Origin of the sequence: Streptomyces arenae (assembly GCF_022343545.1) — a bacterium.
Taxonomy (GTDB): Bacteria; Actinomycetota; Actinomycetes; order Streptomycetales; family Streptomycetaceae; genus Streptomyces; species Streptomyces humi.
On record NZ_JAKQYH010000006.1, the window covers coordinates 34,476 to 50,746 of the forward strand.

Below are 16,271 nucleotides of genomic sequence, written 5' to 3' on the forward strand. Positions count from 1 at the left end.
GATCACTTGTTGATCTTGATGACCTGGCCGGCGCCGACCGTGCGGCCACCCTCACGGATGGCGAACTTCAGGCCCTCTTCCATGGCGATGGGCTGGATGAGCTCGACCTTCATCTCAGTGTTGTCGCCCGGCATGACCATCTCGGTGCCCTCGGGGAGGGTCACGACGCCGGTCACGTCCGTGGTACGGAAGTAGAACTGCGGACGGTAGTTGTTGAAGAACGGCGTGTGGCGGCCACCCTCGTCCTTGGAGAGGATGTAGGCCTGCGCCTCGAACTCGGTGTGCGGGGTGACCGAGCCCGGCTTGATGATGACCTGGCCGCGCTCGACGTCCTCGCGCTTGATGCCGCGGAGCAGCAGACCGACGTTCTCACCGGCCTGGCCCTCGTCGAGCAGCTTGCGGAACATCTCGATACCGGTGACCGTGGTGGTGGTCTTCTCGGTCTTGATGCCGATGATGTCGACGGTCTCGTTGACCTTGAGGACACCACGCTCGATACGGCCGGTGACGACCGTACCGCGACCGGTGATCGTGAAGACGTCCTCGATCGGCATCAGGAACGGCTTGTCGACGTCGCGCTCCGGCTCCGGGATCGCGGTGTCGACGGCGTTCATGAGGTCCAGGACCGACTGGGTCCACTCGGCGTCGCCCTCGAGCGCCTTGAGCGCCGAGACCTTGACGACCGGGACGTCGTCGCCCGGGAACTCGTACTCGGAGAGGAGCTCACGGACCTCGAGCTCGACGAGCTCCAGGATCTCCTCGTCGTCCACCATGTCGGCCTTGTTCAGGGCGACGACGATGTACGGAACGCCGACCTGACGGGCCAGGAGCACGTGCTCCTTGGTCTGCGGCATCGGGCCGTCGGTGGCGGCGACGACGAGGATCGCACCGTCCATCTGCGCGGCACCGGTGATCATGTTCTTGATGTAGTCCGCGTGACCCGGGCAGTCGACGTGGGCGTAGTGACGGGTCTCCGTCTGGTACTCGACGTGCGCGATGGAGATGGTGATACCGCGCTGACGCTCCTCGGGCGCCTTGTCGATGTTGTCGAACGCGGTCGCCTCGTTCAGGTCCGGGTACGCGTCGTGCAGCACCTTGGTAATGGCGGCCGTGAGGGTCGTCTTACCGTGGTCGATGTGACCGATGGTGCCGATGTTGACGTGCGGCTTAGTCCGCTCGAACTTCGCCTTCGCCACTGGGGTCCTCCTGTGGAGTGGTTCTGTACGCCTTGGTTCAATCGGCGCCAGGTGATCTTTGCTGTTGGGTCCCGGGCCCCGGGTCGCTCCGCCACGAATGCGGAGGAACGACCCGTGAGGCTCCGGGGTCAAGCCTACGGCGTGGTGCGCACTGCGGTGAACGCGGTGCTTACTCGCCCTTGGCCTTCGCGATGATCTCCTCGGCGACGTTCCGCGGAACCTCGGCGTAGGAGTCGAACTGCATGGAGTAGCTGGCCCGGCCGGACGTCTTGCTGCGCAGGTCGCCGACGTAACCGAACATCTCCGAGAGGGGCACGAGGCCCTTCACGACGCGGGCACCGGCCCGCTCCTCCATGGCCTGGATCTGGCCACGGCGGGAGTTGATGTCGCCGATGACCTCACCCATGTAGTCCTCGGGCGTGGTGACCTCGACGGCCATCATCGGCTCGAGGAGCACGGGCTTGGCCTTGCGCGCGGCCTCCTTGAAGGCCTGCGAACCGGCGATCTTGAAGGCGAGCTCGGAGGAGTCCACCTCGTGGTAGGCACCGTCGTGCAGGATCACGCGGACACCGGTCATCTCGTAACCGGCGAGGATGCCGAACTGCATGGCCTCCTGCGCACCGGCGTCGACCGAAGGGATGTACTCCTTCGGGATACGACCACCGGTCACCTTGTTCACGAACTCGTACGACGTGTCGCCACCCTCGAGCGGCTCGATGCCGATCTGCACCTTCGCGAACTGACCGGTACCACCGGTCTGCTTCTTGTGGGTGTAGTCGACGCGCTCGACGGCCTGACGGATCGTCTCGCGGTACGCCACCTGGGGCTTGCCGACGTTCGCCTCGACCTTGAACTCACGGCGCATACGGTCGACCAGCACCTCGAGGTGCAGCTCGCCCATACCACCGATGATGGTCTGGCCGGTCTCCTCGTCCGAGTGGACCTGGAAGGAGGGGTCCTCCTCCGCGAGACGCTGGATGGCGACACCCAGCTTCTCCTGGTCACCCTTGGACTTGGGCTCGATGGCGACCTGGATGACCGGCGCCGGGAAGTCCATGGACTCCAGGATCACCGGCTGCTTGTCGTCGCACAGCGTCTCACCGGTCGTGGTCTGCTTCAGACCCATGACGGCGATGATGTCGCCGGCGCCCACCGACTCGATCTCCTCACGCTTGTTCGCGTGCATGCGGTAGATCTTGCCGATGCGCTCCTTCTTGCCCTTGACGGAGTTCAGCACGGCGGTGCCGGACTCCAGGCGGCCCGAGTAGACCCGGACGAAGGTGAGCTTGCCGAGGTGCGGGTCGCTCATGATCTTGAACGCCAGCGCGGACAGCGGCTCGTCGTCGGACGGCTTGCGCTTGACCACGACCTCCGGGTCCTTCACGTCGTGGCCCTCGATGGCCTCGACGTCCAGGGGGGAGGGCAGGTAGCGCACGACCGCGTCGAGCAGGGGCTGGACGCCCTTGTTCTTGAACGCGGTACCGCAGAACACCGGGGTGACCGTGGTGTCCTTGGACTTGCCGGACGCGATGGTGATACGGCGGATCGCGGCGTACAGCTGCTCCTCCGAGGGCTCCTGGCCCTCCAGGAACAGCTCCATGATCTCGTCGTCGTTCTCGGCCACGGTCTCGACCAGCTTGCCGCGGTACTCCTCGGCAGCCTCGACGTGGGTGGCCGGGATGTCGACGACGTCGTACATCTCGCCCTTGGTGGCCTCGGCGGACCACACGAGCGCCTTCATGCGGACGAGGTCCACGACGCCCTGGAAGTCGGCCTCGGCACCGATCGGGAGCTGCATGACGATCGGCTGCGCGCCCAGGCGGTCGCTGATCATGTCGACGCAGCGGTGGAACTCGGCACCGGTCCGGTCGAGCTTGTTGACGAAGCAGATACGCGGAACGCCGTAGCGGTCCGCCTGACGCCACACCGTCTCGGACTGGGGCTCCACGCCGGCGACGCCGTCGAACACCGTCACGGCACCGTCGAGCACGCGCAGCGAACGCTCCACCTCGACGGTGAAGTCGACGTGGCCCGGGGTGTCGATGATGTTGATGGTGTGGTCGACGTCTTCCAGCGGCCAGTGACAGGTGGTGGCAGCAGAGGTGATCGTGATGCCACGCTCCTGCTCCTGCTCCATCCAGTCCATGGTGGCAGCGCCGTCGTGGACCTCACCGATCTTGTACGACACACCGGTGTAGAACAGGATCCGCTCGGTGGTGGTCGTCTTGCCCGCGTCGATGTGGGCCATGATCCCGATGTTGCGGACCTTGGCCAGGTCAAGTGAAGTGGTAGCCATAAGGCTTCGGTCTTCTCTCGGTCTCGATGTGGGTAGCGACTACCAGCGGTAGTGCGCGAAGGCCTTGTTGGACTCGGCCATCTTGTGCGTGTCCTCGCGCTTCTTGACGGCCGCACCGAGGCCGTTCGAAGCGTCGAGAAGCTCGTTGAGCAGACGCTCGGTCATGGTCTTCTCGCGACGGGCGCGGGAGTAACCGACGAGCCAGCGCAGCGCGAGGGTGTTGGCGCGACCGGGCTTGACCTCGATCGGCACCTGGTACGTCGCACCACCGACACGGCGGGACTTGACCTCGAGGGTCGGCTTGATGTTCTCCAGCGCGCGCTTCAGCGTGATGATCGGGTCGTTGCCCGTCTTCTCACGCAGACCCTCCATGGCGCCGTAGACGATGCGCTCGGCGGTGGAACGCTTGCCGTTCAGCAGCACCTTGTTGATCAGGGAGGTCACCAGAGGGGAGCCGTAAACCGGGTCGATGATGACCGGGCGCTTCGGGGCGGGGCCCTTACGAGGCATTCTTACTTCTCCTTCTTGGCGCCGTAGCGGCTGCGGGCCTGCTTGCGGTTCTTGACACCCTGGGTGTCGAGCGAGCCGCGGATGATCTTGTAGCGAACACCCGGCAGGTCCTTCACACGGCCGCCGCGCACGAGCACGATGGAGTGCTCCTGCAGGTTGTGTCCCTCACCCGGAATGTAAGCGGTGACCTCGATCCCGCTGGTCAGACGCACACGCGCGACCTTACGCAGGGCCGAGTTCGGCTTCTTCGGGGTGGTCGTGAACACACGCGTGCAGACGCCACGACGCTGAGGGGAACCCTCGAGTGCGGGCGTCTTGTTCTTCTCGACCTTGTCCTGCCGGCCCTTGCGGACCAGCTGCTGGATCGTAGGCACTACTTCTCCGGTTTCTGTGTGCCGAATGGTGAAGCTAACCTGGAACGTCGCCGACCCACGCGGTCGGGTGTGTCGGATTCCGCGGACTCCTGCCGGGCGGCAGAAGGGGGCGCGGATCGCGGTGGCCACTTCGTCACTCAGGTGCGGTTTGAAGGCACGCACGAGGATCAGGGCACACCCCAGGCACAAGGTCTGAGCGTACCTAGCGCAATCACTCCGGTCAAAACAGAAGGAGGAGCACCGGGGCCGAGGGCTGTGACCTGCGGTTTCAGGAGAGCCTCTGATGTACCACAAAAGCCGGCCGACACGCGAACGGGCGCAGGCGGGGGCTCCCGCGGCACTGGGATGCCGCCACAGACGGCCGGCACGGTCCCGGTGCGCGGCTGGTCCGGGCACGCCGAAGGGCGGCCACCCCTTGCCGGGGTGACCGCCCTTCAGAACCAACTACTACTGGTTGTACGGACCGTAGTCGTAGTCCTCCAGCGGCACGGCCTGGCCGGAGCCCGTGCCGAACGGCGAGTAGTCGATGTCGTCGTAGCCGACGGCCGAGTACATCGCGGCCTTGGCCTCCTCGGTCGGCTCCACCCGGATGTTGCGGTAGCGGGACAGACCCGTACCGGCCGGGATGAGCTTACCGATGATGACGTTCTCCTTGAGGCCGATGAGCGAGTCCGACTTGGCGTTGATCGCCGCGTCGGTGAGGACTCGCGTCGTCTCCTGGAAGGACGCCGCCGACAGCCAGGACTCCGTGGCCAGCGAGGCCTTGGTGATACCCATGAGCTGCGGACGACCGGAGGCCGGGTGACCGCCCTCCTGGACCACACGCCGGTTCTCGGTCTCGAACTTCGAGCGCTCGACCAGCTCACCGGGCAGCAGCTCGGCGTCGCCGGACTCGATGATCGTCACCCGGCGCAGCATCTGCCGGATGATGATCTCGATGTGCTTGTCGTGGATCGACACACCCTGCGAGTTGTAGACCTTCTGGACCTCGCCGACCAGGTGGACCTGGACGGCACGCTGACCCAGGATGCGCAGCACGTCGTGCGGGTTGGTGGCACCCACGGTGAGCTTCTGGCCCACCGAGACGTGCTCGCCCTCGCTGACGAGGAGTCGGGCGCGCTTCGAGATCGGGAACGCCGTCTCGTCGCTGCCGTCGTCCGGCGTGATGACGATCTTCTTGGTCTTCTCGGTCTCCTCGATGCGGACACGGCCGTCCGACTCGGAGATCGGGGCGACACCCTTCGGGGTACGGGCCTCGAAGAGCTCGACGACACGCGGCAGACCCTGGGTGATGTCGTCACCGGCCACACCACCGGTGTGGAAGGTACGCATCGTCAGCTGGGTACCGGGCTCACCGATGGACTGGGCGGCGATGATGCCGACCGCCTCACCGATGTCGACCAGCTTGCCGGTGGCCAGCGAACGGCCGTAGCACATGGCGCAGGTGCCGACGGCGGACTCACAGGTCAGGACCGAACGGGTCTTGACCTCCGAGACGCCACGGGCCACCAGCTCGTCGATGAGGACGTCACCGAGGTCGGTGTTGGCCGGGGCCAGCACCACGCCGTCGACGACGATGTCCTCGGCCAGCGCACGGGCGTACACGCTGGTCTCGACGTTGTCGGCCTTGCGCAGCACGCCGTCCGCGCCGACCTCCGCGATGTGCAGCTTGAGGCCGCGCTCGGTGCCGCAGTCCTCCTCGCGGATGATGACGTCCTGCGAGACGTCCACCAGACGACGGGTCAGGTAACCCGAGTCGGCGGTACGCAGGGCGGTGTCGGCGAGACCCTTACGGGCACCGTGCGTGGAGATGAAGTACTCGAGCACGGACAGGCCCTCACGGAACGAGGCCTTGATCGGACGCGGGATGGTCTCGTTCTTCGCGTTCGACACCAGACCACGCATACCGGCGATCTGCCGCATCTGCATCATGTTTCCTCGGGCACCCGAGTCAACCATCATGAAGATGGGGTTGGTCTTGGGGAAGTTCGCGTTCATCGCCTCGGCGACCTCGTTGGTCGCCTTGGTCCAGATCGCGATGAGCTCCTGCGTGCGCTCTTCCTTGGTGATCAGACCGCGCTCGTACTGCTTCTGGACCTTCTCGTCCTGCGCCTCGTAGCCGCGGACGATCTCCTTCTTCGCCTCGGGAACGACGACGTCGGAGATGGCCACGGTGACACCGGAACGGGTCGCCCAGTAGAAGCCGGCCGCCTTCAGGTTGTCGAGCGTCGCCGCCACGATGACCTTGGGGTAGCGCTCGGCCAGGTCGTTGACGATCTCGGAGAGCTGCTTCTTGCCCACCGAGTAGTCGACGAACGGGTAGTCCTCGGGCAGCAGCTCGTTGAAGAGCGCGCGGCCCAGGGTGGTGCGCAGCCGGAAGGTGTCACCGGTCTGGTACTCCGGCTCGCCCTCCTCGGCGACCGGCGGGGTCCAGCCGCGCGGCGGGATGGTGCCCACCGGGAAGCGGATGTCGATCGCCGACTGCAGCGCCAGCTCGCCGGCGTCGAACGCCATGATCGCCTCGGCCGTGGAGCCGAAGGACCGGCCCTCGCCCTTGGTGTCACGCAGTTCGCCGTCGGTGGTGAGGAAGAACAGACCGAGGACCATGTCCTGGGTCGGCATCGTCACCGGACGGCCGTCGGCGGGCTTGAGGATGTTGTTCGAGGACAGCATCAGGATGCGGGCCTCGGCCTGCGCCTCTGCGGACAGCGGCAGGTGCACGGCCATCTGGTCACCGTCGAAGTCCGCGTTGAACGCGGTGCAGACGAGCGGGTGGATCTGGATGGCCTTGCCCTCGACCAGCTGCGGCTCGAAGGCCTGGATGCCGAGGCGGTGCAGGGTGGGCGCACGGTTCAGCAGCACCGGGTGCTCGGCGATGACCTCTTCGAGGACGTCGTACACCACGGTGCGGCCGCGCTCGACCATCCGCTTGGCGCTCTTGATGTTCTGCGCGTGGTTCAGGTCGACCAGGCGCTTCATCACGAACGGCTTGAAGAGCTCCAGCGCCATGGCCTTCGGCAGACCGCACTGGTGCAGCTTCAGCTGCGGGCCGACGACGATCACGGAACGCGCCGAGTAGTCGACTCGCTTGCCGAGCAGGTTCTGACGGAAACGACCCTGCTTGCCCTTCAGCATGTCGCTGAGGGACTTCAGCGGGCGGTTGCCGGGACCGGTGACCGGGCGACCACGACGACCGTTGTCGAAGAGGGCGTCCACGGCCTCCTGGAGCATGCGCTTCTCGTTGTTCACGATGATCTCGGGGGCACCGAGGTCGAGAAGGCGCTTCAGACGGTTGTTCCGGTTGATCACACGGCGGTACAGGTCGTTCAGGTCGGAGGTCGCGAAGCGGCCACCGTCCAGCTGCACCATCGGGCGGAGGTCCGGCGGGATGACCGGCACGCAGTCAAGCACCATGCCCTTGGGGCTGTTGCTGGTCTGCAGGAACGCGGAGACGACCTTCAGGCGCTTGAGCGCACGGGTCTTCTTCTGGCCCTTGCCGGTGCGGATGATCTCGCGGAGCTTCTCGGCCTCCTCGTCGAGGTCGAAGGACTCCAGGCGCTTCTGCAGCGCCGCGGCACCCATCGAGCCGTCGAAGTACGTGCCGAAGCGGTCACGCAGCTCGCGGTAGAGGAGCTCGTCGCCCTCCAGGTCCTGGACCTTGAGGTTCTTGAAGCGGGTCCAGACCTCGTCGAGACGGTCGATCTCGCGCTGCGAACGGTCGCGCAGCTGCTTCATCTCGCGCTCGGCGCCTTCGCGCACCTTGCGGCGCACGTCGGCCTTGGCGCCCTCGGCCTCCAGCTCGGCCAGGTCGCTTTCCAGCTTCTTGGCGCGGGCCTCCAGGTCGGCGTCCCGGCGGTTCTCGACCTGCTGGCGCTCCACGGAGACGTGCGCCTCCAGGGAGGGCAGGTCGCGGGTACGGCGCTCCTCGTCGACGAACGTGATCATGTACGCCGCGAAGTAGATGACCTTCTCGAGGTCCTTCGGCGCCAGGTCCAGCAGGTAGCCCAGGCGGCTCGGGACACCCTTGAAGTACCAGATGTGCGTGACGGGCGCGGCCAGCTCGATGTGGCCCATCCGCTCACGGCGCACCTTGGCGCGGGTCACCTCGACGCCGCAGCGCTCACAGATGATGCCCTTGAAGCGGACGCGCTTGTACTTGCCGCAGTAGCACTCCCAGTCCCGGGTGGGACCGAAGATCTTCTCGCAGAAGAGCCCGTCCTTTTCCGGCTTGAGGGTGCGGTAGTTGATCGTCTCGGGCTTCTTGACCTCGCCGTGGCTCCACTGACGGATGTCGTCCGCGGTGGCCAGGCCGATCCGGAGCTCGTCGAAGAAGTTGACGTCGAGCACTATGCGTCAATCCCTCTCAGGGTTGTGAGTCTGTGGTCTGAAACGGGGGCCTGGGGGTCGGCGGGCCCTGATGGCTCAGGGCCCGCCGGACTCCCGTCAGACCTCTTCGACGCTGCTCGGCTCGCGCCGGGACAGGTCGATGCCGAGCTCCTCCGCAGCGCGGAAGACGTCCTCGTCGGTGTCACGCATCTCGATGGACATACCGTCGCTGGACAGCACCTCCACGTTCAGGCAGAGCGACTGCATCTCCTTGATGAGGACCTTGAAGGACTCGGGGATGCCGGGCTCGGGGATGTTCTCGCCCTTGACGATGGCCTCGTAGACCTTCACGCGGCCGGTGACGTCGTCGGACTTGATGGTCAGCAGCTCCTGGAGGGCGTACGCGGCGCCGTAGGCCTCGAGGGCCCACACCTCCATCTCGCCGAACCGCTGGCCACCGAACTGGGCCTTACCACCCAGCGGCTGCTGGGTGATCATCGAGTAGGGGCCGGTCGAACGGGCGTGCAGCTTGTCGTCGACCAGGTGGTGCAGCTTCAGGATGTACATGTAGCCGATGGAGATCGGGTCCGGGAACGGCTCACCGCTGCGGCCGTCGAACAGCCGCGCCTTGCCGGACGGCTGCACCAGGCGGTCGCCGTCGCGGTTCGGGATGGTGTGCTGCAGCAGACCTGCCAGCTCGTCCTCGCGGGCACCGTCGAAGACCGGGGTGGCGACGTTGGTGCGCGGGGCGACCTGGTCGGCACCGATGGCCTGGAGCCGCTGGGCCCAGTCCTCGGCGAGGCCGGAGACGTCCCAGCCGCGGCTGGCGAGCCAGCCGAGGTGGATCTCCAGGACCTGTCCCGGGTTCATTCGGGACGGCACACCGAGCGGGTTGAGGATGATGTCGACCGGGGTTCCGTCCTCGAGGAACGGCATGTCCTCGATGGGCAGGATCTTGGAGATGACACCCTTGTTGCCGTGCCGGCCGGCGAGCTTGTCACCGTCGGTGATCTTGCGCTTCTGCGCGACGTAGACGCGCACCAGCTGGTTCACACCGGGGGGAAGCTCGTCGCCCTCCTCGCGGTCGAAGACGCGCACACCGATGACCTTGCCGGTCTCGCCGTGCGGCACCTTCAGCGAGGTGTCACGGACCTCACGGGCCTTCTCACCGAAGATCGCGCGCAGCAGGCGCTCCTCGGGCGTCAGCTCGGTCTCACCCTTCGGGGTGACCTTGCCGACGAGGATGTCACCGGCGATGACCTCGGCGCCGATGCGGATGATGCCGCGCTCGTCGAGGTCGGCGAGGACCTCCTCGGAGACGTTCGGGATGTCCCGGGTGATCTCCTCGGGGCCGAGCTTGGTGTCACGGGCGTCGACCTCGTGCTCCTCGATGTGGATCGAGGAGAGGACGTCGTCCTGCACGAGGCGCTGCGACAGGATGATCGCGTCCTCGTAGTTGTGACCCTCCCACGGCATGAACGCCACGAGCAGGTTCTTGCCGAGGGCCATCTCGCCGTTCTGGGTGGCCGGACCGTCGGCCAGCACCTGGCCGGTGATGATGCGGTCGCCCTCGTTGACGATGACCTTCTGGTTGACCGAGGTGCCCTGGTTGGACCGGGAGAACTTGGCCAGGCGGTACGTGATGTACGTGCCGTCGTCGTTGGCGGTGGTGATGTAGTCCGCGGAGACCTCCTGGACCACACCGTCCTTCTCGGCCTTGACCACGTCACCGGCGTCGACGGCGGAGCGGTACTCCATGCCGGTGCCGACGAGCGGGGCCTCGCTCTTGATCAGCGGCACGGCCTGGCGCATCATGTTCGCGCCCATGAGGGCACGGTTGGCGTCGTCGTGCTCGAGGAACGGGATCATGGCGGTCGCGACCGACACCATCTGGCGCGGCGAGACGTCCATGTAGTCCACGTCGTCACCGGCGACGTAGTCGACCTCGCCGCCACGGCGGCGGACCAGGACGCGGGCCTCGGAGAAGCGCATGTCGTCGTTGAGGCCGGCGTTGGCCTGCGCGATGACGAAGCGGTCCTCCTCGTCGGCGGTCAGGTAGTCCACCTCGTCGGTGACCTGGCCGTCGACGACCTTGCGGTACGGGGTCTCGACGAAACCGAACGCGTTGACCCGGCCGTAGGAGGCGAGCGAGCCGATCAGACCGATGTTCGGGCCTTCGGGCGTCTCGATCGGGCACATGCGGCCGTAGTGCGACGGGTGCACGTCACGGACCTCGAAGCCGGCCCGCTCACGGGAGAGACCACCCGGGCCAAGAGCCGACAGACGGCGCTTGTGGGTGAGACCCGACAGCGGGTTGTTCTGGTCCATGAACTGGGACAGCTGGCTGGTGCCGAAGAACTCCTTGATGGAGGCGACGACCGGCCGGATGTTGATCAGGGTCTGGGGCGTGATCGCCTCGACGTCCTGGGTGGTCATGCGCTCGCGGACGACGCGCTCCATACGGGCCAGGCCGGTACGGACCTGGTTCTGGATGAGCTCGCCGACGCTGCGCAGACGACGGTTGCCGAAGTGGTCGATGTCGTCGGTCTCGACGACGATCGTGCCACCGCTGTCACCGGTCGTCTCGGTCTCGCCGGCGTGCAGCTTGACCAGGTACTTGATCGTCGAGATGACGTCCTCGACGGTCAGGATGCCGGCGTCCAGCGGGGCGTCCGCGCCCAGCTTCTTGTTGACCTTGTAGCGGCCGACCTTGGCGAGGTCGTAGCGCTTCGGGTTGAAGTACAGGTTCTCGAGCAGCGTCTGCGCGGCCTCACGCGTGGGGGGCTCGCCCGGACGCAGCTTGCGGTAGATGTCGAGCAGCGCGTCGTCCTGGCCCTGGGTGTGGTCCTTCTCCAGGGTGGCGCGCATGGACTCGTACTCGCCGAACTCCTCGAGGATCTGCTCGGTGGTCCAGCCGAGCGCCTTCAGGAGAACGGTCACGGACTGCTTGCGCTTGCGGTCGATACGGACACCGACCATGTCGCGCTTGTCGATCTCCATCTCCAGCCAGGCACCCCGGGACGGGATGATCTTGGCCGAGAAGATGTCCTTGTCGGACGTCTTGTCGATGGAGGAGTCGAAGTAGACACCGGGCGAACGGACCAGCTGCGACACCACGACACGCTCGGTGCCGTTGATGACGAAGGTGCCCTTGTTCGTCATGAGCGGGAAGTCGCCCATGAAGACCGTCTGGGACTTGATCTCCCCGGTCTCGTTGTTGGTGAACTCGGCCGTGACGAAGAGCGGGGCGGCGTACGTGAAGTCGCGCTCCTTGCACTCGTCGATGCTGTTCTTCGGCGGCTCGAAGCGGTGGTCGCGGAACGTCAGCGACATCGACCCGGAGAAGTCCTCGATCGGGGAGATCTCCTCGAAGATCTCCTCCAGACCGGACTTGGTGGGGACGTCCTGACCTGACTCCAGAGCCTCCTCGACCCGACTCTGCCAGGCGGTGTTGCCGAGCAGCCAGTCGAAGCTCTCGGTCTGCAGCGCGAGCAGGTTGGGAACCTCGAGAGGCTCCTTGATCTTTGCAAAGGAGATGCGCAGCGGGGCGGTGCTGGCGCCGTTGTTCATATTCGCGTTCGAGGCAGTGCGCGAGGCGGCCAAGAGGGGGTCCTTCCGAGGGCTCGGACTCACTACGCGCTCCCCGGTCCCTTCCCGGGACACAGAGACAGAAACCCCAGTTCAGAGGAGGTTCGTCGTCGGCGTTCGGGTGAGGGCAGACCCCTGGTGACGGGCAGGGGACAGCTAACAGGCAGCGCAAAGGGTCAGTGTAGCCACTTGGCACACTGATGTCCAGTCCCCATTTTCTGAGACCCTCTTCATCGTCAACGCCTGCGTCATGCCTGCCCTCAACGCACGTTGATACTGCCCTCTTCGTCGCCGATCCATGCCTCGGATTCGGACCGTTCTGGCGACGCGTCCTGAGAATTGCGCGCTGCGTGCGGTTCGTCAAGGCCCCGCTGCGCAAACCCGGCGCGCCGGAGACAACGACGAAGATCACCATACCCCCCGCCGTCACGGGTGCAAGGCAACCGTGGTCGGCCTCCCGGGAACGCCGAAGAGCGACCACCCGGATGGATGATCGCTCTTCGCGGTCTGCGCGTTACAGCCCCCGAGGGGGTGTTTCAGCACACAGAGGTCTTGGCGACCTCGGAGGTGTTACTTGACCTCGACGGAGGCGCCGGCGCCCTTGAGGGACTCGGCGGCCTTCTCCGCGGCCTCCTTGGCGACCTTCTCGAGGACGGGCTTCGGGGCGCCGTCCACGAGGTCCTTGGCCTCCTTCAGGCCGAGCGAGGTGAGCTCACGCACGACCTTGATGACCTGGATCTTCTTGTCGCCGGCGCCGGTGAGGATGACGTCGAACTCGTCCTGCTCCTCGGCGGCCTCGGCCGGGGCGGCCGGACCGGCCGGACCCGCGACGGCAACCGCGGCGGCGGCGGTGACGTCGAACTTCTCCTCGAACGCCTTCACGAACTCGGAGAGCTGGATGAGGGTCATGCCCTCGAACTCGGCGAGCAGTTCGTCCTGGGTGAGAGCCACGATGGCTTTCCTTTCAGTGATTCGGCTGGTGCCGTATGTACATGTCTGGCGGGCGTGCGCCTTGCGGCGTTACTGCGTAGACGTTCGGCCCGCTACGACCGCTTTCCTCGGCGCTGGGCCTCAGGCGGCGGTCATTTCGCGAGCCGAGTTACTCGGCACCGCCCTGCTCGTCCTGCTTGGCGCGAAGCGCGTCCACGGTGCGGACGAGCTTCGACGGGAGCGCCTGGAAGACCTGAGCAGCCTGCGTCTGCTTGCCCTTCAGGGCGCCCGCCAGCTTGGCGAGCAGAACCTCGCGGGACTCGAGGTCCGCGAGCTTCTTGATCTCGTCGGCGGACAGCGCCTTGCCGTCAAGGACACCGCCCTTGATGACGAGGTTCGGGTTGTCCTTGGCGAAGTCACGAAGACCCTTCGCCGACTCCACCGGGTCACCGGTGACGAAGGCGACCGCCGTCGGACCGTTGAACAGGTCGTCGAGCGTCGTGATCCCGGCCTCGTTGGCCGCAATCTTGGTCAGCGTGTTCTTCACCACGGCGTACTGGGCGTTCTCACCGAGCGAGCGGCGCAGCGTCTTGAGCTGCGCCACGGTGAGACCCCGGTACTCGGTCAGCACGGCGGCGCTCGAGCTGCGGAACTGCTCCGTCAGCTCGGCTACCGCGGCAGCCTTGTCGGGCCTTGCCATAGAGCGTCGGCCTCCTTCCGGGTGATGAGGACCGCTCGGAAGGGGCTGGGAAAACGAAACGCCCCGGCGCAGGCGCACGGGGCTCAGCTCGACCGGGCACACACGCGCGGGGCGCATGTTCCAGGAGCTCTTCCACAGTCACCTGCGCGGGTCGTCCGCGGTTCAGCGGATCCTTCGGCCACCGCACACTCTGACGAGCATCCGGCAACGACCAGCGGTCTTTGGCTTCACGAGGAGGGTACGGGACCGGCGCGCTGTCAAGCAAATCGGCTCCGTACGGCCGCTCCCACGGCCGCTCCCCCGTTCGCTCCCACGGCCTCTCTCACGACGCGGGCGCGCCGCTGCCGCCCTGTCTCCCCAGCAGCGTCCTGAAGTCCTCGGTGTCGCCGGCCGGCGGCTGCCGCGCGCTGACCTCCACGCCGTAGTCGCTGTAGTACGCGGTCTGGGTCATCGTGCCGCTCGCCGTGTCGGCCTTCTCGGTCTTCTTGGCCAGCAGGTTCTTGCCGTCGACCCAGATGTCGACGGTCTCCCCGGCCACCCCGGCCCCGCTGAGCTGCCGGTGCAGCTCGCCGTCGCCCGCCAGGTCGGAGAGGTGCACCGTGCCCCGGTAGTGGGCGGTGGGCACACCGGATATCTGCTCCTCGCCGACCTTGCGCACGTCCCCGGAGGCCAGCAGCAGCCGTACCGACTGGTTGGGGGTGGTGTTGCGCATCAGGTCCGTCATCATCGCGCCGGAGCCGCTGCCGAACGTGGCGAGGTAGGCGTACGGGTACCGGATCCAGTGCTTGCCGCCGAGCTGCCGGGCGAATCCGGCGCCGACCTTGGCGTAGTACGCGTCCGGGAGGTAGCGGGTCTCCATGGAGGTGGAGTCGAGCTTCCGCATCAGGTCGGCGGTGCTGCCGCCGGTGTAGGTGATGGTGAGGGTGCCGGTGAGGCCCTCCCGCCAGCCGAGGGTGCCCTCGGCCCTGGTGGACATCAGGGAGCCCAGGGTGGTGGTGGAGCGGACCCTGACCGACCGGGCCCGGTGCGTGGACCGCTCGGCGGAGCGCAGGGCCGCCAGGGAGCGGGCCCGGTGGGTGGCGGTCCCGCTTCCGGAGCCGTGGTCCGCCGAGGAGGTGCAGGCGGCCGGCCCGGTCAGCGCCATGGCCGCCGCGAGCGCCAGGGCCACCCGGCGCACACCCCTGTTCGTCATCCCGACCCACCCCCCGATACGAGTCCCGCACCCCCGACGCTAACCCAGGCCACCGACACCGTGCGGCAAGTCGGCGACGGCCGAAAAGCCGTCGTACCCGGGCCCCACCGACACCGCGCGGGAGGTCAGGGGCAGCCTGGGAGCCGTCGTACCCGGACGGGGACACCCGACGGGCCGTCCCGCCGCCGTGCGACACGACAGACCCCGCCGCCGGGAGACGCGGCAGGCTTGCCGCCGTGACATACGACAGCCCCGCCACCGTGAGACACGACAGCCCCGCCACCGTGAGACATGACGGGCCGCCGCCGGGAAACGCGACGGGCCCCGCAACCCTCTCGGATTGCGGGGCCCACCCTGGTGCTGGCGCGTCCCTGACGCGGCTACCGGACCGAGCGCGTGGCTCAGACGGCGGCCGGGTCCTCCTCGACGAGGAGGTTGCGGGTGCGGTTCGAGTCGACCGGGATGCCGGGGCCCATCGTGGTGCTGATGGCGGCCTTCTTGATGTAGCGACCCTTGGCGGCGGACGGCTTCAGACGGAGGATCTCCTCCAGCGCGGCGCCGTAGTTCTCCACCAGCTTGTCGTCCTCGAAGGACGTCTTGCCGATGATGAAGTGCAGGTTCGAGTGCTTGTCGACGCGGAACTCGATCTTGCCGCCCTTGATCTCGGTCACGGCCTTGGCGGTGTCCGGGGTCACGGTGCCGGTCTTCGGGTTCGGCATCAGACCACGCGGGCCGAGGACGCGGCCGAGGCGGCCGACCTTGCCCATGAGGTCCGGGGTGGCGACGACGGCGTCGAAGTCCAGACGGCCCTTCGCCACCTCGTCGATCAGTTCGTCGGCGCCGACGATGTCGGCGCCCGCGGCACGCGCGGCCTCGGCACGGTCACCGGTCGCGAAGACCAGGACCCGGGCGGTCTTGCCGGTGCCGTGCGGGAGGTTCACGGTGCCACGGACCATCTGGTCGGCCTTGCGCGGGTCGACACCCAGACGGAAGGCGACCTCGACGGTGCCGTCGAACTTGGTCGTGGAGGTCTCCTTGGCGAGACGGACGGCCTCGAGCGGGGCGTACAGCTTCTCCCGGTCGATCTTCTCGTCCGCAGCGCGAAGGGCCTTGCTGCGCTTGCTCACAACTTGCTCCTGTGTGTTCTGAAGGAGTCGTG

Annotated in this window: 10 protein-coding genes; all 10 read right to left on the reverse strand. The window is 66.8% G+C overall.

Annotated elements, in window-relative coordinates; translation table 11 throughout:
* Positions 1-2: 2 nt before the first annotated feature.
* The 10 genes from tuf to rplA all read right to left on the reverse strand — a co-directional run bounded on the left by tuf (position 3) and on the right by rplA (position 16,239).
* On the reverse strand, positions 3-1,196 hold the full coding sequence (tuf, locus tag MB828_RS02980) for an elongation factor Tu (RefSeq protein ID WP_133027411.1): 1,194 nt from the start codon (positions 1,194-1,196) through the stop codon (positions 3-5).
* Positions 1,197-1,365: 169 nt separating this feature from the next.
* Positions 1,366-3,492: an elongation factor G gene (gene fusA, locus MB828_RS02985; RefSeq protein WP_046731107.1), complete on the reverse strand. Its 2,127-nt coding sequence runs from the start codon at positions 3,490-3,492 to the stop codon at positions 1,366-1,368.
* A 39-nt stretch (positions 3,493-3,531) separates the two neighbouring features.
* Positions 3,532-4,002 (reverse strand): 30S ribosomal protein S7, encoded by a 471-nt coding sequence (gene rpsG, locus MB828_RS02990; protein WP_003992340.1) that lies wholly within the window; start codon positions 4,000-4,002, stop codon positions 3,532-3,534.
* A gap of 2 nt (positions 4,003-4,004) precedes the next feature.
* A complete protein-coding gene (rpsL, locus tag MB828_RS02995; protein WP_003948652.1) occupies positions 4,005-4,376 on the reverse strand; it encodes a 30S ribosomal protein S12 in 372 nt (123 codons plus the stop codon).
* A gap of 447 nt (positions 4,377-4,823) precedes the next feature.
* Positions 4,824-8,723, reverse strand: coding sequence for a DNA-directed RNA polymerase subunit beta' (locus MB828_RS03000; protein WP_133027412.1), 3,900 nt, complete (start codon positions 8,721-8,723; stop codon positions 4,824-4,826).
* Between the two features lie 96 nt (positions 8,724-8,819).
* The gene (gene rpoB, locus MB828_RS03005; protein ID WP_133027413.1) at positions 8,820-12,305 is read right to left on the reverse strand and encodes a DNA-directed RNA polymerase subunit beta; all 3,486 of its coding nucleotides are present in this window, start codon (positions 12,303-12,305) and stop codon (positions 8,820-8,822) included.
* A 555-nt stretch (positions 12,306-12,860) separates the two neighbouring features.
* The gene (rplL, locus tag MB828_RS03010; protein ID WP_107483391.1) at positions 12,861-13,244 is read right to left on the reverse strand and encodes a 50S ribosomal protein L7/L12; all 384 of its coding nucleotides are present in this window, start codon (positions 13,242-13,244) and stop codon (positions 12,861-12,863) included.
* A gap of 145 nt (positions 13,245-13,389) precedes the next feature.
* A complete protein-coding gene (rplJ, locus tag MB828_RS03015; RefSeq protein ID WP_046731104.1) occupies positions 13,390-13,920 on the reverse strand; it encodes a 50S ribosomal protein L10 in 531 nt (176 codons plus the stop codon).
* Between the two features lie 322 nt (positions 13,921-14,242).
* Positions 14,243-15,112, reverse strand: coding sequence for a hypothetical protein (locus MB828_RS03020; RefSeq protein WP_301646806.1), 870 nt, complete (start codon positions 15,110-15,112; stop codon positions 14,243-14,245).
* A 401-nt stretch (positions 15,113-15,513) separates the two neighbouring features.
* On the reverse strand, positions 15,514-16,239 hold the full coding sequence (gene rplA, locus MB828_RS03025; protein WP_046731102.1) for a 50S ribosomal protein L1: 726 nt from the start codon (positions 16,237-16,239) through the stop codon (positions 15,514-15,516).
* Between the last annotated feature and the right edge of the window lie 32 nt (positions 16,240-16,271).